At 68.3% G+C, this 17,615-nt stretch carries 20 protein-coding genes; 12 read left to right on the forward strand and 8 right to left on the reverse strand.

From position 1 onward, the window contains the following. The first annotated feature begins 20 nt into the window (after positions 1-20). The 5 genes from AZG88_RS48160 to AZG88_RS48180 are packed head-to-tail and all read left to right on the forward strand — an operon-like array spanning position 21 to position 5,178. Positions 21-1,544, forward strand: a complete 1,524-nt coding sequence (locus AZG88_RS48160) for an ABC transporter substrate-binding protein (RefSeq protein ID WP_025433059.1) — start codon at positions 21-23, stop codon at positions 1,542-1,544. Beyond that, complete coding sequence (locus AZG88_RS48165) at positions 1,541-2,566, forward strand: ABC transporter permease (protein ID WP_061701505.1); 1,026 nt, start codon at positions 1,541-1,543, stop codon at positions 2,564-2,566. Before AZG88_RS48160 ends, AZG88_RS48165 begins: the two co-directional genes overlap by 4 nt. 6 nt (positions 2,567-2,572) lie before the next feature. Continuing rightward, positions 2,573-3,430 (forward strand): ABC transporter permease, encoded by an 858-nt coding sequence (locus AZG88_RS48170; protein WP_061701506.1) that lies wholly within the window; start codon positions 2,573-2,575, stop codon positions 3,428-3,430. Further along, positions 3,420-4,286 carry an ABC transporter ATP-binding protein gene (locus tag AZG88_RS48175; RefSeq protein WP_005252471.1) on the forward strand — a complete coding sequence of 289 codons (867 nt, stop codon included), beginning with the start codon at positions 3,420-3,422 and terminating at the stop codon, positions 4,284-4,286. Before AZG88_RS48170 ends, AZG88_RS48175 begins: the two co-directional genes overlap by 11 nt. Then, on the forward strand, positions 4,279-5,178 hold the full coding sequence (locus AZG88_RS48180; RefSeq protein ID WP_231914476.1) for an ABC transporter ATP-binding protein: 900 nt from the start codon (positions 4,279-4,281) through the stop codon (positions 5,176-5,178). Before AZG88_RS48175 ends, AZG88_RS48180 begins: the two co-directional genes overlap by 8 nt. Here AZG88_RS48180 and AZG88_RS48185 read toward each other — a convergent pair. From AZG88_RS48185 to AZG88_RS48195, 3 genes are read right to left on the reverse strand one after another with little or no spacing between them, the layout of a single operon-like run. Then, a complete protein-coding gene (locus AZG88_RS48185; RefSeq protein WP_061701508.1) occupies positions 5,111-5,773 on the reverse strand; it encodes a methionine ABC transporter permease in 663 nt (220 codons plus the stop codon). The two genes, AZG88_RS48180 and AZG88_RS48185, sit on opposite strands and share 68 nt — an antisense overlap. After that, complete coding sequence (locus tag AZG88_RS48190; RefSeq protein ID WP_061701509.1) at positions 5,770-6,792, reverse strand: methionine ABC transporter ATP-binding protein; 1,023 nt, start codon at positions 6,790-6,792, stop codon at positions 5,770-5,772. The genes AZG88_RS48185 and AZG88_RS48190 overlap by 4 nt, the downstream gene beginning before the upstream one ends. Beyond that, positions 6,793-7,665, reverse strand: coding sequence for a MetQ/NlpA family ABC transporter substrate-binding protein (locus AZG88_RS48195; protein ID WP_061044408.1), 873 nt, complete (start codon positions 7,663-7,665; stop codon positions 6,793-6,795). Between the two features lie 199 nt (positions 7,666-7,864). Here AZG88_RS48195 and AZG88_RS48200 point away from each other — a divergent pair, with 199 nt between their 5' ends. The 6 genes from AZG88_RS48200 (at position 7,865) to AZG88_RS48225 (ending at position 12,016) form a co-directional block, all read left to right on the forward strand. Then, positions 7,865-8,374, forward strand: coding sequence for an NADPH-dependent FMN reductase (locus AZG88_RS48200; RefSeq protein WP_061044409.1), 510 nt, complete (start codon positions 7,865-7,867; stop codon positions 8,372-8,374). Next, a complete protein-coding gene (locus AZG88_RS48205) occupies positions 8,371-8,871 on the forward strand; it encodes a flavin reductase family protein (protein WP_005252482.1) in 501 nt (166 codons plus the stop codon). The genes AZG88_RS48200 and AZG88_RS48205 overlap by 4 nt, the downstream gene beginning before the upstream one ends. A gap of 11 nt (positions 8,872-8,882) precedes the next feature. Then, positions 8,883-9,593 carry a GNAT family N-acetyltransferase gene (locus tag AZG88_RS48210; RefSeq protein ID WP_025433057.1) on the forward strand — a complete coding sequence of 237 codons (711 nt, stop codon included), beginning with the start codon at positions 8,883-8,885 and terminating at the stop codon, positions 9,591-9,593. 46 nt (positions 9,594-9,639) lie between these two features. Then, positions 9,640-9,975, forward strand: coding sequence for a YciI family protein (locus AZG88_RS48215; protein WP_061044410.1), 336 nt, complete (start codon positions 9,640-9,642; stop codon positions 9,973-9,975). After that, positions 9,972-11,186: an RNA polymerase sigma factor gene (locus tag AZG88_RS48220; RefSeq protein ID WP_061701510.1), complete on the forward strand. Its 1,215-nt coding sequence runs from the start codon at positions 9,972-9,974 to the stop codon at positions 11,184-11,186. Before AZG88_RS48215 ends, AZG88_RS48220 begins: the two co-directional genes overlap by 4 nt. A 92-nt stretch (positions 11,187-11,278) precedes the next feature. Then, the gene (locus tag AZG88_RS48225) at positions 11,279-12,016 is read left to right on the forward strand and encodes a DUF899 family protein (protein WP_061701511.1); all 738 of its coding nucleotides are present in this window, start codon (positions 11,279-11,281) and stop codon (positions 12,014-12,016) included. Positions 12,017-12,074: 58 nt separating this feature from the next. On the opposite strand, the gene AZG88_RS48230 is transcribed toward AZG88_RS48225, so the two are convergent. Then, positions 12,075-12,983, reverse strand: coding sequence for an NADP-dependent oxidoreductase (locus AZG88_RS48230; protein ID WP_005252492.1), 909 nt, complete (start codon positions 12,981-12,983; stop codon positions 12,075-12,077). Between the two features lie 113 nt (positions 12,984-13,096). On the opposite strand from AZG88_RS48230, the gene AZG88_RS48235 reads away from it, so the two are divergent. After that, positions 13,097-13,537: a winged helix-turn-helix transcriptional regulator gene (locus AZG88_RS48235; protein ID WP_005252494.1), complete on the forward strand. Its 441-nt coding sequence runs from the start codon at positions 13,097-13,099 to the stop codon at positions 13,535-13,537. 10 nt (positions 13,538-13,547) lie between these two features. Here the strand turns inward: AZG88_RS48235 and AZG88_RS48240 are convergent, their stop codons facing one another. The 4 genes from AZG88_RS48240 to AZG88_RS48255 are packed head-to-tail and all read right to left on the reverse strand — an operon-like array spanning position 13,548 to position 17,492. After that, on the reverse strand, positions 13,548-14,822 hold the full coding sequence (locus tag AZG88_RS48240; RefSeq protein ID WP_061044414.1) for an NtaA/DmoA family FMN-dependent monooxygenase: 1,275 nt from the start codon (positions 14,820-14,822) through the stop codon (positions 13,548-13,550). Next, entirely contained in the window at positions 14,822-15,748 is a 927-nt protein-coding gene (locus AZG88_RS48245; protein ID WP_011594674.1) for a MetQ/NlpA family ABC transporter substrate-binding protein, read from the reverse strand. The genes AZG88_RS48240 and AZG88_RS48245 overlap by 1 nt, the downstream gene beginning before the upstream one ends. A 38-nt stretch (positions 15,749-15,786) precedes the next feature. Continuing rightward, positions 15,787-16,479: a methionine ABC transporter permease gene (locus AZG88_RS48250; RefSeq protein WP_061044416.1), complete on the reverse strand. Its 693-nt coding sequence runs from the start codon at positions 16,477-16,479 to the stop codon at positions 15,787-15,789. Beyond that, positions 16,476-17,492 (reverse strand): methionine ABC transporter ATP-binding protein, encoded by a 1,017-nt coding sequence (locus AZG88_RS48255; RefSeq protein ID WP_005252501.1) that lies wholly within the window; start codon positions 17,490-17,492, stop codon positions 16,476-16,478. The genes AZG88_RS48250 and AZG88_RS48255 overlap by 4 nt, the downstream gene beginning before the upstream one ends. Positions 17,493-17,615 lie beyond the last annotated feature (123 nt).

The raw sequence follows: 17,615 nt of genomic DNA on the forward strand, positions 1-17,615 counted from the left end.
TGCATGGTCAGGAGCACCCAGTGAGCAAGAAGAGCCGGCGGATCGTCGGCGCCGTAATACTCGGAGTGATCGTCGGGTTCGTTGCCACCGCGTGCGGCGGCGGCAGCAGCTCGGACGGCGCCGAGGTCAAGTGGGCGTTCAACCTCCCCACCTCCTGGGATCCGGTGACGAGCCGGACAGGAAACGACATCAACACGATCAGCCTCGCGTACGCGTCGCTGACCCGGCTCGACGCCGAGGGCAACGTCGAACCGTCACTCGCCGAGAGCTGGAAGTACAACGCCGACGGCACCGCCGTGACCTTCACCCTGCGTGACGGTCTCACCTTCTCCGACGGGACCACCCTCGACGCCCCGGCGGTCAAGGCGTTCTTCGATCGCGGCAAGACCCAGGACGATTCGTTCCTCCGCGATCAGCTCGCCGGCGTCACCGAGGTCACGGCCGACAGCGCCACCGACGTCACGCTGCACCTCGCCGACGCCGACTACCAGATCCCCTACCTGGTCGCCGGGCGTACCGGTGCCATCGCCAGCCCGACCGCGGCCGCCGACCCGCAGAAGCTCAGTGTGTGGCCGGTGGGCGCCGGTCCCTTCACGATCACCGACTTCGTCGCCGAGGACCACGCGTACTTCGAGAAGAACCCGAACTACTGGGACGCCGACAACATCCACATCGACCACTTCGAACTCAGCGTCGCCCCGGACCCGGCGACACTCGTCGCCGGTGTCCAGTCCGGTTCCATCGACTTCGCGACGCTACCGGCCCTGCAGTCCAAGGAAGCCGAGGCCGCCGGTCTCGATGTGACCGTGAAGCCGTCGCTGGCCGCGAACGACGTCTCCATCAACCTGAACAAGGCCCCGTTCGACAATCCGAAGGTCGTCGAGGCGTTCCGTTACGCATTCGACCGGCAGGCGTTCGTCGACGTCATCACGAACGGGTTGGGCAGCACGACGAGCCAGCCGTTCCCCGACGGGTACCTCGCATTCAATCCCGAGATCGAGAAGCTCTGGAACTACGATCCCGACAAGGCATCTCGTCTCCTCACCGAGGCGGGCTTCGGGCCCGGACAGTTGTCGATCGAGATCACCGCGCAGTCGGCGGCCACCAACCGGGCAGAGCTCGTGCAGTCGCAGCTGAAGAAGATCGGCGTCGAGTCCACCATCAAGGTGGTTCCGCCGGGATCGTCGACGTGGCAGAGCGAGGTCTACATCGCGAAGAATCCGCAGCTGGCGACGGACGGCACCATCGGGCGTGAATCCCCGGTTCAGAACCTGCTCGCCGTCTACGGTCCGGAAGGCATCATGAACCTCAGCGGCCCGCACGCGTCGCCGGAGTTCACTGCCGCGCTCGACGCCGTGCGTCGCACGCCCCTCGAGGACCCGGAGTACAAGCCGCGGCTGTGGCAGGCCGTCAAGGTCGGCGTCGAGCAGTCGCCGACCAACTACATCTTCAGCAATCCGTGGATCATCGTGTCCAACCCGGACCTGAAGAACCTCAACATCCTGCCGTCCCAGGTGCGGTGGGAAGGCGTCACGGTCTCGTGACCACCGCAGACGTCCAGGCCGCCGGCACCGGGAGAACATTCGCTCTCCCGGTGCCGGCGGGTGCGCTCGGCACGGCGGTGCGGGTCGTGCTGAGCACCGTGCTGATCGTGGTCCCGGTCTTCCTGTTCTCCACCCTGATCACCTTCCTGCTCGGCGCAGCCAGCGGGCTGAATCCGGCCGCCGGGATCGCCGGCGACGCCGCGACCCCGGAGACGATCGCCCGCATCAACGCCGAATTCGGGCTGGACAAGCCGGTCTGGCAGCAGTACGTCGACTGGATGTCGAGCATGCTGAGCGGCGACCTCGGCGTCTCGTGGTTCAGCAAGATCCCGGTCAGCGAGTTGATCGGCGAGCGGCTCGCCGTCAGCGCCTCGATCGCCGGTGTCGCTCTGGTCATCGGACTCGTCCTCGGTGTCGGACTCGGGGTGCTCGCCGCCGTCTACAAGGGCAGCCTGCTCGACCGGCTGATCACCGCCTACACGTCGGTGGCCTCGACACTGCCGCCGTTCGTCATCTCGATCGGACTGATCCTCGTCCTCAGCGTCGGGTTGCACTGGCTGCCGTCAGCCGGATACGTCCCGCCGGACGAGGACTTCGGCCGCTGGCTGTCGCTGATCATCATGCCCGCGATCGCGTTGAGCATGGACGTCGTCGCCGACATCGCGCGACAACTCCGCACCGGATTGGTCGCGGAGCTGGACCAGAACTACGTCACCGGCGCGGTGGTCCGGGGCATCAGTCCGTCCCGGATCCTGTTCGTGCACACACTGCGTAACGGCAGCGGTCCCGCGCTGTCCATCCTGGGTATGAAGATCCCCACGCTCATCGGCGGCGCCGTCGTGATGGAGACCATGTTCTCCATGCCCGGCTTCGGTCGCCTCGCCGCCGACTCCGCGCTGCGCGGAGACGTTCCCATCGTCCAGGGAACGCTCGTCGTGGCGATCGTGTTCGTGCTGTTCTGCAACATCGTCGTCAACATCGCCCAGAGCGCGTTGCAGCCGGCAACCAAGCGGAGAGACTGAAATCCCATGCTCACAGCAATCCTGCGCTATCACTCCGCTCGCGCCGCGGCGGTCGTCCTCGGGCTGATCGTGGTGCTCGCGGTTTTCGGGCCCGCACTCGCGCCGTTCGACCCACTCGAACAGGGCACGGCGGCAATCCTGCAGGGCCCGAGCGGAACTCACTGGCTCGGGACGGACAACGTCGGACGGGACGTGTTCAGCCGGCTGCTGGCGGGTTCGACCGTGTCGGTGCTGTCCGCGCTGCAATGCGTCGTCGTCGGATTCCTCCTCGGCGTGATCCCGGGATTCCTGTCGGTGTACCTCGGGCGCGGCGTGGAATGGTTCACCCTCCGGTTGATGGACGCGCTCATCACGCTGCCGTTCCTCGTGTTCGCCGTCGCGATGACCGCGCTGCTCGGAAACGGGCTCGCCCAGGCGATGTTCGCGGTCGGCATCCTCATCGCACCCGCGTTCTACCGGGTCACTCGCGCCGCGGCGCTGACCGTGGCCAACTCCCAGTACGTCGAGGCCGCCGAACTGATGGGGGCCGACACCTCCTGGATCATCCGTCGTCACGCGGTGCGCAAGGTGCTGCCGGCGGTGGGGGTGACGTTCGCGGCGATGACCGGAGCCAGCCTCGTCATCGTGTCTTCGCTGACGTTCCTCGGGATCGGCGTCGTCCCACCCGACCCGACCTGGGGCGGACTCCTCGCCAGCGGACTGCAGTACCTCTACCAGGTTCCGTTCGGCCCCGTCGTGCCCGCCCTGTTGATCGTCGCGACCGTCTGGGCACTCAACGCCATCGCCGACGCGCTGCGGGATGCGACCGGCCAACCCCGACGACGCGCCCGCAGGAAACAGGAGGTCACCTCGGATGTCCACTGACACATTGGATGCCACGTCGGCACCCGCACCCACGCGCCCCGACCGGCCGGTGCTCACCGTGAGCGATCTGCGCATCGCACTCGACGACGGAACCGAACTGGTCCACGGCGTCGACTTCTCCCTCGCGCGCGGCGAAGCCCTCGGGATCGTCGGCGAATCGGGCAGCGGCAAGTCGCTGACCTGCCGGGCCATTCTCGGAATCCTGCCCGGCGGACTCGGCGTCACCGCCGGCTCGATCGATTTCGACGGCATCGAACTCACCGACCTCGGTCGCACACACTGGCGGCCATTGCGGGGAACCCGCATCTCCGCGGTGTTCCAGGACCCGGCGTCCTATCTGAACCCGTCCATCCGGGTCGGTGAACAACTCGCCGAGGCACTTCGGTCGACCCTCGGGTTGTCCCGCGCCGACGCCCGGCGGCGCGGCGTCGAACTGTTCCGGAGAATGGGGCTGAACGACGCCGACACCGTGTACCGCCAGTACCCGCACGAACTGTCCGGGGGCATGCTCCAGCGGGTGCTCATCGCGATCGCGGTGTCCGCGGAACCGGAACTCCTGATCGCGGACGAGGCGACCACCGCCTTGGACGTCACCGTTCAGGCCGAGGTGCTCGACCTCCTCGAGGACCTGCGCGACGAACTGGGCCTCGCACTCGTCCTCGTCTCGCACGACCTCGCCGTGGTGGCTCAGGTCTGCGACAGCGTGATCGTGATGCGGGACGGCGCCGTCGTCGAGTCCGGGCGTGCGGAGGACCTGCTCACTGCCCCCCGGCACGAGTACACCCGCCAACTCGTCGAGAACCATCGGGAGTACGGGCTCGAGTCGTTCATCGGGAAGGAGGCGGCTCGTGTCTGAGTTGCTGCGCATGACCGACGTCCGGGTGGAGCGGGGGCCCCGTGGGGCCCGCAAGCAGATCCTGCACGGCGTCGACCTGACCCTCGATGCCGGCGAGAAGGTGGGGCTGATCGGTGAAAGCGGCTCCGGGAAAACGACACTGGCCCGCACGATTCTCGGTCTGATCACCCCGACGTCCGGATCGATCGAGATCCGCGGGCAGCGCGTCGACGACCTGTCCACGGCGCACCGCCGGGCCCACCGCCGCACCGGGACCGTGCAATACGTGTTCCAGGATCCGCTGCTGAGCCTCGATCCGGACATTCCGGTGGGCGAGTCGATCGCCGAGGGACTGCTCGTGCGGGGCGGACTCGACCGCGGCGTCGTCCGGTCGCGAGTGGCAGAGGTACTGAGCAGTGTCGGACTCGACGCCGACATCGCGGCGCGGATTCCCGCCGACCTGTCGGGTGGGCAGCGCCAGCGGATCGCGATCGCGAGGGCCCTCGTCCTCGATCCGGCGCTGCTGCTGCTCGACGAACCGGTCAGCGCCCTCGACTCGGTCAACCGCATCCAGATCCTGAAACTGCTCACCGAACTCGGGCACTCGCGGCAGCTCGCTCAGCTGTTCATCTCACACGACCTGGGGGCGGTCGCGGCCCTCGTCGACCGGATCGTCGTGCTGTACCGCGGCAACATCGTCGAGGACGGTCCCACCCATCAGGTGATCTCCGACCCCCAGCACCCCTACACCGCGCTCCTCGTCGGTTCGGCTCCCACGTTGAGCGGCGGCGCGGTGACCAGGGAGCGGCGCCGCGAACTGAGGCTCCGCCTCCAGTACTCACGGGTCAGCGGCGCAGCGCCTTTCGTGCCAGCCAGTTGCCGAAGAACTGGGAGGCCTGGACGAGCAGGATGATGACGAGGGTGGCGACGAGGGTCACCTGCCAGTTGAAGCGCTGATACCCGTAGACGATGGCGAAGTCGCCGAGGCCGCCGCCGCCGATCGTCCCCGCCATCGCGGACATGTCGACGATGCCGATGAGGACGAACGTGTAACCGAGAATCAACGGGCCCAGGGCTTCCGGGATCAGCAGGGTGACGATGATCCGCAGGGGTCCCGCGCCCATCGCGCGGGCAGCCTCGATCACGCCGGGGTCGACGGTCACCAGGTTCTGTTCCACGATGCGTGCGATGGCGAACGACGACGCGATGATCATCACGAAGATCGCGGCCTCGGTTCCGATGGTCCCGCCCACCACGGCGAGGGTCACGGGACCCAGTGCGGCGAGCAGGATGATGAACGGAATCGGCCGGACGATGTTCACCAGGATGTTCAGCACCGTGTAGGCCGCCGTGTTCTGGAGAATCCCGCCCTTCCGCGTGGCGTACAGCAGCGTTCCCACCACGAGCCCGATCAGCCCGCCGACCACCAGCGTGATCACCACCATGTAGATGGTCGTGCCGATGGATTCGAACAGTACGGGGCGCAGCTTGTCCCAGTTCGTGGTCATGCCTGTACTTCCTCGACGTCGGTGACGGTCCGCAACCGGCGGATCACGTCGTCGACGCCGTCGTCCGGACCGACGAGCTCGAGCGTGAGACTGCCGAACGAGCGGTCCTGCAGGGTGGTGATGCCGCCGTAGACGATCTCGAACCGCACACCGTGCCCGCCCGCGTCGGAGAGAACGTCGCCGATCCGGCTGCCGTCCCGCACGTCGGCAGTGACGATCCGGCCGCCGAAACGCGACCGCAGCCGTTCCAGGTCGGCGGGCTCCGGGCGGTTGCGCAGGATCGTGCTCACGAAGCTCTTCGACGCCGGCGCCTGTGGTTCCGAGAAGACGTCGAACACCGTGCCGAGCTCCACGACGCGACCCTCCGCCAGGACGGCGACACGATCCGCGACGGCCCGGACGACGTCCATCTCGTGCGTGATCACCACGATCGTGACCCCGAGTTCCCGGTTCACCTTGCGGAGCAGGCGGAGCACGTCCTGCGTGGTCTCCGGGTCCAGGGCGCTGGTGGACTCGTCGGCGAGCAGCAGGTCCGGCGACGTCGCGAGCGCGCGGGCGATCCCGACCCGCTGCTTCTGCCCGCCGGACAACTGGTCGGGGTAGGCCCGTGCCTTGTCGGAGAGGCCCACGAACGCGAGCAGTTCGGCGACGCGTTCGCGGCGCTTCTGTCGCGGCCACCCCGCCACGACGAGGGGGTACGCGACATTCCCGGCGACGGTCCGCGAGCGGAACAGGTTGAACTGCTGGAAGATCATCCCGATCTTCGCGCGCACGTGCCGGAGTTTCGATTCCGACAGCGCGGTGATGTCGACGTCGTCGACGACGACGCGCCCACTCGTCGGGCGTTCCAGGCCGTTGATCAGCCGAACCAGCGTGCTCTTCCCGGCGCCCGAGTAGCCGATGACCCCGAAGATCTCACCTCTCTCGATGGTGAGATCCACGGCGTCGACAGCGGTGAGCGTCTTCTTTCCCGACTGGAAGGTTTTCGTGACGGATTCGAATCGGACGATCGGTCTCATCTACTTGGCCGAACGAATTCCCTCTTCGACCCGCGACAGGATCTGCTGCAGTTGGGCACCGTCGCGTTCCACCTCGACCGACGTTCCCTTCGACTCCTCGCTCACGGCGGCCTGGATCTCGGGGTCGTGCCAGATCTTCACGAGTTCGAGGTACGTCGCTTTGTCCTTGTCCTCGGCGCGGGTGACGAAGGTGTTGATGTAGGGCTCGGCGGCGGGGCTCGACGGGTCGTCCTTGTAGAGAGCGGATTCGGGGTCGATGCCCGAACGCTCGAGGAACGTGTTGTTGACGATCGCGCCGTCGACGGATGCGAGCGACAGCGCCGTCTGCGCGGCGTCGACCGGGGTCACCTTCACCTTGGACGCAGTCGTGTCGATGTCGGCGGGCGTGGGGGACGGGTTGTCGCCGGTCAGCGTGAGCAGGCCGGCGCCCTTCAGCACGAACAGGGCACGAGCCTGGTTGCTGGGGTCGTTGGGGATCGCGATCTCGCCGCCCTGCGGAATGTCGGCGAGGCTCTGGTGCTTCTGCGAGTACAGGCCGAGCGGCACGATCTGGGTGGCGCCGATCGGGGTGAGGTCGTCGTCGGCGCCGGTGTTGTACTCACCGAGGAACTGCAGGTGCTGGAAGAGATTGGCGTCGATCTGCCCCTGCGACAGGGCGACGTTCGGCTGCGAGTAGTCGGAGAAGTTCACGACGTCGAGCGTGATACCCGCGTCCTTCGCCTTGTCCTCGAAGATCTCCCACGAGCGGTCGCCGGCCTCGGTGGTTCCGATCCGGACCGTGTCGCCGTCGGCGCCGCCGGATCCACCGGAGCACGCTGTCAGTGCCGCCAGGAGAGGAACGGCGGCAAGGGCGAGAGAACGGCTGAACTTCACGGAAAATCCCCACGATCGATCGAATGACCACGGAGTGCGGCCACTGGCAAGCTAGCGCCTCCGGGCGCCGCGCGGAATGGTTTGGATCGCCCTGATTCGAAGGGGCGTGTCTCGACTTCTGTTCCTGCCCTGCAATATTCGACCGGAACCACCGAGTGCTCTAGGGTGGCGGGGTAAGCATGCGAGAGGTGATGAAGCAATGAAGGTAACGGTAGTGGCGGGCAATCCCAAGCCCGGTTCACGGACGCTGGACGCGGCCGGTCTGGTGGCATCCGCGGTGACGGGTGCCGACGCGGATGTCACGGTCGACGTGATCGAGCTCGGGGCGGGTCTGCTCGGGTGGGGTGACGAGCAGGTCGCGGCGGCGGTGGAGGCGGTGGCGTCGTCGGACCTCGTCGTCATCGCCAGCCCGACGTTCAAGGCGTCGTACACGGGCGTGCTGAAGCTGTTCCTCGACCAGTTCGCGACCGGCGACGGCCTGAAGGACGTCGTGGTGGTGCCGCTGATGCTCGGGGCCGGGCCCGCCCACGCCATGGCGCCGGACCTGCTGCTCAAGCCGGTGCTCGTCGAACTCGGCGCGACGGCCCCCGCGCCGGGCCTCTACCTCATCGACACCACTTACACGACCGACACACGCATCGCCGACTACGCCGAGCGGTGGGGTCCGATCCTCACCGCGGCGGCCCGGACCCGGACGGAACTCTCATGACGCAGGCAGACGGCACACTGGACAAGACTTCGCTCCGGGAGGCGTTCGGACATTTCCCGAGCGGTGTCGTCGCCGTCTGCGCCGAAGTCGACGGTGAGCGAGTCGGGATGGCGGCGAGCACGTTCGTGCCCGTGTCGCTGGAGCCGCCGCTGGTCGCGTTCTGCGTGCAGAACACGTCCACCACGTGGCCGAAACTCGCGGGCCTCGCCCACGTCGGGATCAGCGTGCTCGGTGAGGCGCACGACGCGGCCGCCCGCGTGCTGGCCGCGAAGACCGGCGACCGGTTCGCGGGCCTCGACACCGAAACCACCGACGGCGGTGCGCTGTTCATCGACGGAGCGTCGGTGTGGCTGGACACCACCGTCACCCAGCAGGTGCCTGCGGGGGATCACGCGATCGTGGTCCTGCGGATCAACGAGCTGAGGGTGCAGTCCGAGATCGAGCCGATCGTGTTCCACCGCAGCCGGTTCCGCTGGTTGCGCACCGTCGCTTCCTGACACGGGGTGAGATGACCACTGAACTGACGGCGCCGGCCGATACGGACGTTCATCCCCTGGACGACGCCATCCGGGAATCCCTGCGCGGGACGCACGCGCATTTCGCCAGGTGGTCGGGCCGGGTGGCGCGGTACCACCCGGACGTCGCGCCGCATGTGGGCCACCCGGCGACGCTGGGGGACGAGGACTGGGCGGATCTCGTGGCACTGCTCGGGCCGTCGGCGACGGCCGCGCTACGCGGATTCGGGCACACCCCGCCGCAGGGCTGGGAGGTCGTGGACTCGTTCGGCCTGGTGCAGATGGACGGCACCGCGCTGGACGTCGCACCGGACCCCGACGCCGAGGTGCTCGGCGCGGCGGATGTCCCCGAGATCCTGGACCTGATCGGCCGCACCCGGCCCGGACCGTATCTTCCACGAACCGTCGAGATGGGGACGTATCTCGGTTTTCGTGTCGACGGCGAACTGGTGGCCATGGCGGGTGAGCGGTTGCATCCGCCCGGGTGGACGGAGATCAGCGCGGTCTGCACCGACGAGCGTTTCCGGGGCCGCGGATTCGGTGCCCGGCTCGTGCGCGCCGTGGGAGCAGGTATTCGCGCTCGCGGGGAAAGACCGTTTCTGCACGCCGCCCAGTCGAACACGACGGCGATCCGCCTGTACGAAAGCCTCGGCTTCACGCTCCGTCAGCAGTCCGCGCTCACCATCGTCCGGACGCCGGCGTAGGCCGATCCGGTGCCCGTTGTGACCCCGGTCGGGCAAAATTGCAGGTATGAAGTACGTGCTACTGATCTGCGACGACGAGTCGGTATCGCCGACGAACGAGGAACTCGCGGCGGATCCGGTGCATCAGGCATGGTGGGAGGATCTGCAACGACGCGGCGGGATGCTCGTCGGCCAGCGGCTGCGACCGGTGGTGGATGCCACGACGGTCCGGGTCCGCGACGGTGAGACTCTGGTCTCGGATGGGCCGTTCGCCGAGACCAAGGACTTCGTCGGCGGATTCGTGATCGTCGAGTGCGCGAACCTGGATGAGGCGATCGAGATCGCTGCCGGCCATCCGTACGCGCGTTGGGGCGGCGTCGAAATCCGCCCTGTCTGGGAATGACTGCGCCCGATGACCGAGTCCGTGCGGCGGTCGATGCGGCGTTCCGGGACGAGTGGGGGCAGGTGGTTGCGACTCTCATCGGGTTGACGGGGGAGTGGGATCTTGCCGAGGACTGTGCGCAGGACGCATTCGCCTCCGCGTTGACGAACTGGCAGCGCGACGGCGTTCCGCGCCGCCCCGGCGCCTGGCTCACCACGACGGCTCGCCACCGCGCGATCGACCGGCTGCGCCGCGACGCGGCAGGTGCGGGCAAGCTGCGCCAGCTCGCCGTGCTGACCCGCGACCCGGACGAGCCGCATGACGAGATCCCCGACGAGCGGCTGCGGCTGATCTTCACCTGTTGCCATCCGGCGCTGCCGTTCCCGGCGCGGGTCGCGCTCACTCTGCGGACGTTGGCCGGTCTGAGCACCGCCGAGATCGCCCGGGCCTTCCTGACCGCCGAGTCCGCGATGGCGCAGCGCCTCGTCCGCGCCAAGCGCAAGATCCACGAGGCCGGGATTCCCTACCGGGTCCCGCCCGTCGAGCTGCTCTCCCAGCGACTGGCCGCCGTCCTGGCGGTGCTCTACCTGATCTTCAATCAGGGCTACGACGAGGAGGACGGGCGGGCCCTCACGGCCGAGGCCATCCGCCTGGCCCGGCTCCTGATCCGCCTGATGCCCCAGGAACCCGAGCCGCGCGGCCTCCTCGCGCTGATGCTGCTGCACGAGTCCCGGCGCGCGACGCGCACCGACGGCGGAGTGTTGGTCACCCTGGAGAACCAGGACCGGTCTCGGTGGGACCAGCCGCTGATCGCCGAAGGCGTGGCAACGCTCGACCAGGCGCTGGCGATGGGGCGCACCGGTGGTTACCAGGTGCAGGCGGCGATCGCCGCCTGCCACGTCACCGCGCCCGACGCGGCGAGCACGGACTGGCCGCAGATCGCGGCCCTGTACACCGAGCTGGCGCGGCTGGCGCCGTCCCCGGTCGTGGATCTCAACCACGCCGTGGCCGTCGCGATGGCCGACGGCATTCGGGCGGGCCTCGCCCTGGTCGACGAGATCACGGCTTCGGGCCGTCTCGACCGCTACCACCTGCTGCCTGCGACCCGAGCCGATCTGCTCCGCCGGGGCGGCCGTGCCGCCGAGGCCAGGGCGGCGTACGAGCAGGCCTTGCAACTGGCCCCGACCGAGGCGGAACGCCGCTACCTGAGCAGCCGCCTCCGCGAGCTCTGAAGAAATCTCGAGATCATTGTGCGGTTGTTGTCGATCTCGGGCGGCATCCTTCGTCGGTGAATTGAAAGCCACCAAGATGAAGGGAAAGTGTTGTGAGCACAGAATCAACCCCGTCCGTCGTCGACCGCGCGTCCTACCAGGACGAACTGGATGCACTGCGGGTCCGGGAGAAGGCGCACACCCACGAAGGCGACGCGATCGCTGCGGCCCGCCGGCGACTGCCGATGGCCGAGGTCGACCCCGCCATCACCATGGTCGGCCCGCACGGGCCGGTCCCGCTGCTGGACGTGTTCGAGGGCCGCAGCCAGTTGATCGCGTACTTCCACATGTGGCACGCCGGCCACCCCGCGGCCGAACAATGTGAGGGCTGCACGTTCTTCAACGGCCAGGTGCGCGAGCTGTCGTACCTGCACTCGCGCGACGTCACGTACGCCACGCTGTGCCAGGGACCGTACGACGTGAGCGTCCGCTACCGCGACTTCATGGGTTGGGACGTGCCCTGGTACTCCGCGCAGGATGCGGCGGATGTGCTGCTCGGCGATCGCCCACGGTCCCCGGCGCCCCTGGTCTGTTATCTGCGACAGGACGGCAGGGTGTTCGAGACGTTCTGGACCAGCGGCCGTGGTCTGGAACCGATGGCTCCGACGTACGGGTTGCTCGACATGACCGCGTACGGCCGTCAGGAAACGTGGGAGGACTCGCCGAGCGGTTGGCCCCAGCATTGGGAGCCCGGCACGAGGGAAATCATGCGCACCGACGGACGGCCCACGGCGCAATGGTCCCGCCTGGGCGCCGGACGATCCGACGACCTCGGCCACGCCGAGCACTGACACGGCCACCACCGATGGAAAGCAGGACTCCCGGACGGTGTCGCCTGGTTGGCGGACATCAGGGCTGAAGGACGTACTTCCCGCGTACGCCGCCCTGCGCGACCGCGCGGTGAGCGGCGGCGACCTGGTCGAGCGGTACGACGGCGTGCACCCGCGCCGGCAGGTGGCCGCTCGCGGTGGAGTCGAGGAGCTGGGCCAGCCGGGCACCGTCGGGCCGCGCCACCAGAACGCGGACGGTGACGCCGCGTTCCTCTGCCGGCGCCGCGCCCGGCTGCACGCCGACGAAGAGGCCTCCGTCACGAACCAGCGTGAGGCCCTGTTCCTGGAGTGCGGCACCGTCGGCTACCGCGTCCCAGGCGCGCGCAGACTCTGTGGTGAAGTCGGCGCCGAGGCCGCGCACGAATTTCTCGTCGTCGGCGCGGGCCAGTCCGGTGACCCGCCAGTCGCGGTCCTGGGCGAGCGTCACGACGTACGCCCCGACCGCTCCAGCGGCCCCGGTCACCAGCAGGCTCCGGCCGCCACCGTCGCCGAGCAGGTCGACCAGCTGGGCTGCAGCCAGGCCGTTCAGCGGGACCGTGGCTGCGGTGGCCAGGTCGAGGCCGTCTGGTACGAGCGCGGTGTCGCTCGCCGGGACGATCAGCTGCTCGGCGTACGTGCCGAAGTCGCGGTCGAACCCGGCGACCAGCCCTGCGACGCGGCTGCCGACCGGGAGGTCGACGTCCGGACCGACCGCGGTGACGGTGCCGGCGAAGTCCCAGCCGAGGCCGGTGTGGTCGGGCTGGTCGATCAGCCCGAGCCGGTGGAACACCCCGGCGGCGAGCGCCAGGTCGACGGGGTTGACCGCGGCCCCGGCGATCTCGACCCGGACCTGGCCCGGCCCGGGCTCGACGACGGGTACGTCGATGATCTCGATGGAGTCGGGACCGCCCGGGGTGCGGACGATTGCGGTGCGGAAGGTGGTGGACATGTTGCCTCCTCTGGACCGGAACTTGTGCTGCACCTCCACGATGGAGGGGTTACTCTCCAATGGGAAGTACGCACCTCAGAGTGCGTAGGTCACCGCACGGGAAGGAGCGGTCGATGCCGACGACGACGGCGGCCCAGGAGCGGGCGCAGGCGAAGGTGGAGTACGAGGCGTTCCTGGCGACCTGCCCCAGCCGCCAGCTCCTCGACCGGATCTCCGACAAGTGGGTGACGCTGGTCCTGGCCGCGCTGGGCAGCGACGGACCGCACCCAGGCGGAGACTGCGTCGGCGAGCCGCGGCGGATGCGCTACTCGGAGCTGTCTCGCCGGCTGGCCGGAGTCAGCCAGAAGATGCTCACCCAGACGCTGCGCTCCCTCGAACGCGACGGCCTGCTCACCCGCACCGTGACCCCGACCGTGCCGGTCACGGTCACCTACGAGCTGACCGACCTCGGACTCTCGCTCCACTCCGTCATCCGCGGGATCAAGGCGTGGGCGGAGGCGCACATGGACGAGGTGCTCGCCAACAGAAACACGTACGACACCCGCGTCGGCTAGCGCGCTGAACCTAACCACTCACGGGGAGCGGAGCACCCTCGAAGCGTTCGCGGAGGGTGGATTCGGCGTACTCGTGCCGGAAGATCCCCTTCGCGCGGAGGATCGGAACGACGTGATCGACGAAATCGGTGAGCCCGGAGGGGAATCCGTCCGGCATCAGGTTGAAGCCGTCCGCCGCGCCCGTCACGAACCATTCCTCGATGGTGCCGGCGATCTGTTCGGGTGAGCCGACGACGAGCCGGTGACCGAAGCCGCCGGCCTTGCGAAGCAGTTCGGACACCGAGTACCGGCTCTCGAGCGCCAGCCGCACGACGGCCTCCCGGAACCCGAGCGAGCCGGAGAACGACGGATCGACCGGGGCGAGGAGCACGTCCTCCGGGATCGGCCGGTCCGGGTCGAGCGAGCTCAGGTCGACGCCGAGCATGCCGCCGAGCCGTTCGGCGGAGAAACCGTCGGCGGCCTTGGATTCCCAGTCCTCGTACCGGGCGATCGCCTCGGCCTCGGTGCTACCCACCACCGTGACGAGCCCGGGAAGGATCTTCACCGCCCGGGGATCCCGACCGGCTCCGCGGGCGACATCCTTCACTTCCCGGTAGTGCTGCTGCCCGGCGTCGAGCGTGAGCTCCGCCGAGAACACCGCGTCGGCGCTGCGTCCTGCCAGTGCGCGGCCCTGCGGGGACCCGCCGGCCTGCACGAGCAGGGGGTGGCCCTGCGGCGACGGCGGCACGGGCAGTAAACCGTGAACGTGGAAGTACTCCCCGTCGTGGTGCACCGGGACCCGGGTGGTCGCCGATTCCCACAGCGCCGTCACGACGTCCACGAACTCCGTGGCCCGGCGGTACCGCGACTCGCGGTCGGGAATCCGGGAGAGACCGAAGTTGTGGGCGGTCCCGGCGTGGAACGTGGTCACCACATTCCACGCCACCCGTCCGCCGGACACGACGTCGAGGGAAAGGAACCGGTCCGCCAGGTCGAACGGATCGTTGAACGTCGTCGACGCCGTGCCGATCAGGCCGAGGTGCTCGGTGGCGCTCGCCACCACCCCGAGCACGGTGGTCGGCTCCAGGGCCCGCGTCGGCTTGACGGCGGGATCCTCGCGGAGCGCAGGACCGTCCGCGAGGAACAGCGCGTCGAGGGTGCCGCGCTCGGCGATCTTCGCGACCTCGGTGTAATAGTCCGGGTCGATGAACGACGTCGGGTGCAGGTCGGGAGCGCGCCACGCGGACGGGTGGAAACCCACGTCCAGCACGTTGACGTTGAGGATGACCTCTCGTTGCGCGGGCATCAGCCGGCCGGCTTCGCGGCCGCGCCGTCGACGTTGGTCTGGCTCCGGTCGGTGGCCCGTGCCGATTCGATGCTCTGCGCCACCCGGGAGAAGAACGGGTCGCTGTCGATGAGCTGGCCGATCCGCGGGTCGTGGTAGGTGTCGAGCAGCGGCGCGAAGTCGGGGTTGTCCTTGTTCTTCTCGTTGATGACGACCTCGATCCAGTACAACTCGTAGGCGGGGGCGTTGAAGACGATCTTGTCGTCGGGGACGTCGGCGAGGTCGAAGTTGGAACGCCAGCCCAGTGCCAGGTCGACGTCGGGGAGCGTGCGCGGCAACTGCGCCAGCGCGGCCTCGGTGAACTCGAACGACTTCGGGTTGTCCTTCACGTCGCGGATGGTCACGCGCGACGGGTCGACACCGTCCTTCAGGGTCAGCTGACCGAGGTCCTGCAGGGTCTGCAGTGCCTGCGCCTGATTCGACGGGTCATCGGGGATCGCGACCTTCGCGCCCTTCGGGAGATCCTCGAGCTTGCCGTACTTCTCGGAATAGCCCGAGAACTTGAGGACATACCAGTCTCCGGCCGCATACAGTCCGAGGTTGCCGTCCTCGTTCTGCACGCGCATCCACTCCTGATGCTGGCTGTGGTTGGCATCGATGTCGCCCTGGGAGACAGCGAGATTCTTGAGCTTCGAATCCTCGATCTGCACGGGTTCGACGGTGATGCCGTGGTCGGGGGCGAGTTTCGCGACTTCCTTGGCGAGCTTCTCGTCCAGGATCGATCCGGCGGTGTATCCGATCTTGAACGTGGTCTGCGGGCCGTCACCCTCGGTTCGGTCGTTGCCCCCGGCCGCGCCGCACGCGGTGAGGAGGAGAAGCAGGGTGGCCGTCAGTCCGCCTGCCGCCACAGCACGGGCGCGCGTCACCGAGCGGGGTCGAGTCGTCATGGGTGTGTCCTCTGATCTGGGTGAATGTGAAGGAAGGCTCAGCGCCGGTTGGTGAGACGGGCGGCCAGGTCGCCGACGAGCTGGATGACCTGGACCAGTACCACGAGCGCGATGACCGTCGTGATCATCACGGTGTTGTCGAATCGGTTGTAGCCGTAGGCGATGGCGAGGTTGCCGATGCCGCCTGCGCCCACCGCTCCCGCGATCGCCGACATGTCGAGGATGCCGATCAGCGCGATGGTCAGGGCGCCGATGATCGTCGGGACCGCTTCGTGGAGTTGCACTTTGCGGATGATCTGAAAGTTCGACCCGGCCGAGGCCCGGCCCACTTCCACCACTTCGGGGGGAACGTCCCGCAGCGAATTCTCGATCAGACGCGCGACGTACGGTGTCGCGGCCAGCGTCATCGGAACCGCCGCGGCCTGCACCCCGAGCGACGTGCCGACAATGAACCGGGTGAACGGAATGATGGCGGCCATCAGCACCAGGAAGGGAAGTGATCGGCCGAGGTTGACCACCCAGCCCGCCACCGCGTTCACCGCCGGGTTGGGGAACAGCCCGCGGGGAGCGGTGTTGTGCAGGATGACCGCCAGCGGAGTGCCCAGCAGGATGGCCAGGATCACCGTGATCCCGACCATCTGCACGGTCTGCTGCAGGGCGGGGAGGAACAGCTCGGGAAGTTCCTCGACCGGAGTCGAGATGGCGAGAACGACAGTGCCCGGGGCGCTCATGCCGCGGCCTCCTCGGTGGTACGCCCGGATACCACGTCGTCGACCCGGGTTCCGTGCAGGCCCCACGACGACAGCAGTTCGCCGACGGACGGATGCTCACCGGCCACCGAGATGGTGACCCGCCCCGCCGGGCGTCCGCCGACCGATTCCACGGTCCCGGACAGCACCCCGATCGACCGGCCGGTGGCCTTGCCGAGAAGTTCGATCCAGTTGGTGGGAACGGTGTCGGAGCCGTAGGTGACGTGCCAGAGCACGTCCCGGTCCTCCGCGGTGATGTGGGAACGGTCGGGGAGGAGGCCGACGCCGAGTTCGGACCGGGGATCCCGGAGTAGTTCGATCACCGGGCCCGATTCCACCACCTGCCCCGCGTCGAGGACGGTGACGACGTCCGCGACCTGCCGGACGACATCCATTTCGTGGGTGATCAGCACGATCGTCAGCCCGAGGTCGTCGCGCAGTTCACGCAGCAACGCGAGGATGGATCGCGTCGTACTCGGATCGAGCCCGGACGTCGCCTCGTCCGACACCAGGACCTTGGGCGCGAGTGCCAGCGACCGGGCAATCCCCACGCGTTGCCGCTGCCCGCCGGACAGTTGGCGGGGGTAGAGGTCGGCCTTGTCGGACAGACCCACCCGCTCGAGCAGTTCCTCCACGCGTGCCCGCCGCTCGGTCCGGCCCACACCGGCGAATTCGAGTGGCAGGGCCACATTCTCTGCCGCCGTGCGACGGGCGAGGAGGCTCGACGCCTGGAAGATCGTGCCGATCGCGCGACGCTGATCCCGGAGCCGGCGTTCGGACAGTCCCGAGACGTCGACGCCGTCGAGCAGAATGCGACCCTCGGACGGACGCTCCAGCAGGCTGATGATGCGCGACAGCGTGGTCTTGCCCGCACCGCTCTGTCCGATCACCGCCGCGATCTGGCCGGTGCCGACGGAGAAGTCGATGTCGTGGAGCACTTCGACGGACCGGGATCTCTTCCCGAATCGTTTCGTGACGGAACGGACTTCGATCATGCTGAACCACCTGTGTCGGATGACGGCACCTCGGTCGGCCGTCGGGACGGAAATCCCGGCCCGTGGACGGGCCGGTGGATTCCCGAAACGATAGGCGTGGGTACACGGAAAGTCATGCCTAAG

It is taken from the genome of Rhodococcus sp. LB1, from assembly GCF_001583455.1.
Classification (GTDB): domain Bacteria; phylum Actinomycetota; class Actinomycetes; order Mycobacteriales; family Mycobacteriaceae; genus Rhodococcus_F; species Rhodococcus_F opacus.

Bases quoted from the DNA above. Each gene is read 5' to 3' on its own strand.
- AZG88_RS48190 (WP_061701509.1), bottom strand. From the start codon at position 6,792: ATGAGACCGATCGTCCGATTCGAATCCGTCACGAAAACCTTCCAGTCG.
- AZG88_RS48235 (WP_005252494.1), top strand. From the start codon at position 13,097: ATGCCGACGACGACGGCGGCCCAGGAGCGGGCGCAGGCGAAGGTGGAG.
- AZG88_RS48200 (WP_061044409.1), top strand. From the start codon at position 7,865: ATGAAGGTAACGGTAGTGGCGGGCAATCCCAAGCCCGGTTCACGGACG.
- AZG88_RS48205 (WP_005252482.1), top strand. From the start codon at position 8,371: ATGACGCAGGCAGACGGCACACTGGACAAGACTTCGCTCCGGGAGGCG.
- AZG88_RS48250 (WP_061044416.1), bottom strand. From the start codon at position 16,479: ATGAGCGCCCCGGGCACTGTCGTTCTCGCCATCTCGACTCCGGTCGAG.
- AZG88_RS48170 (WP_061701506.1), top strand. From the start codon at position 2,573: ATGCTCACAGCAATCCTGCGCTATCACTCCGCTCGCGCCGCGGCGGTC.
- AZG88_RS48175 (WP_005252471.1), top strand. From the start codon at position 3,420: ATGTCCACTGACACATTGGATGCCACGTCGGCACCCGCACCCACGCGC.
- AZG88_RS48220 (WP_061701510.1), top strand. From the start codon at position 9,972: ATGACTGCGCCCGATGACCGAGTCCGTGCGGCGGTCGATGCGGCGTTC.
- AZG88_RS48185 (WP_061701508.1), bottom strand. From the start codon at position 5,773: ATGACCACGAACTGGGACAAGCTGCGCCCCGTACTGTTCGAATCCATC.
- AZG88_RS48215 (WP_061044410.1), top strand. From the start codon at position 9,640: ATGAAGTACGTGCTACTGATCTGCGACGACGAGTCGGTATCGCCGACG.
- AZG88_RS48240 (WP_061044414.1), bottom strand. From the start codon at position 14,822: ATGCCCGCGCAACGAGAGGTCATCCTCAACGTCAACGTGCTGGACGTG.
- AZG88_RS48255 (WP_005252501.1), bottom strand. From the start codon at position 17,492: ATGATCGAAGTCCGTTCCGTCACGAAACGATTCGGGAAGAGATCCCGG.
- AZG88_RS48245 (WP_011594674.1), bottom strand. From the start codon at position 15,748: ATGACGACTCGACCCCGCTCGGTGACGCGCGCCCGTGCTGTGGCGGCA.
- AZG88_RS48210 (WP_025433057.1), top strand. From the start codon at position 8,883: ATGACCACTGAACTGACGGCGCCGGCCGATACGGACGTTCATCCCCTG.
- AZG88_RS48230 (WP_005252492.1), bottom strand. From the start codon at position 12,983: ATGTCCACCACCTTCCGCACCGCAATCGTCCGCACCCCGGGCGGTCCC.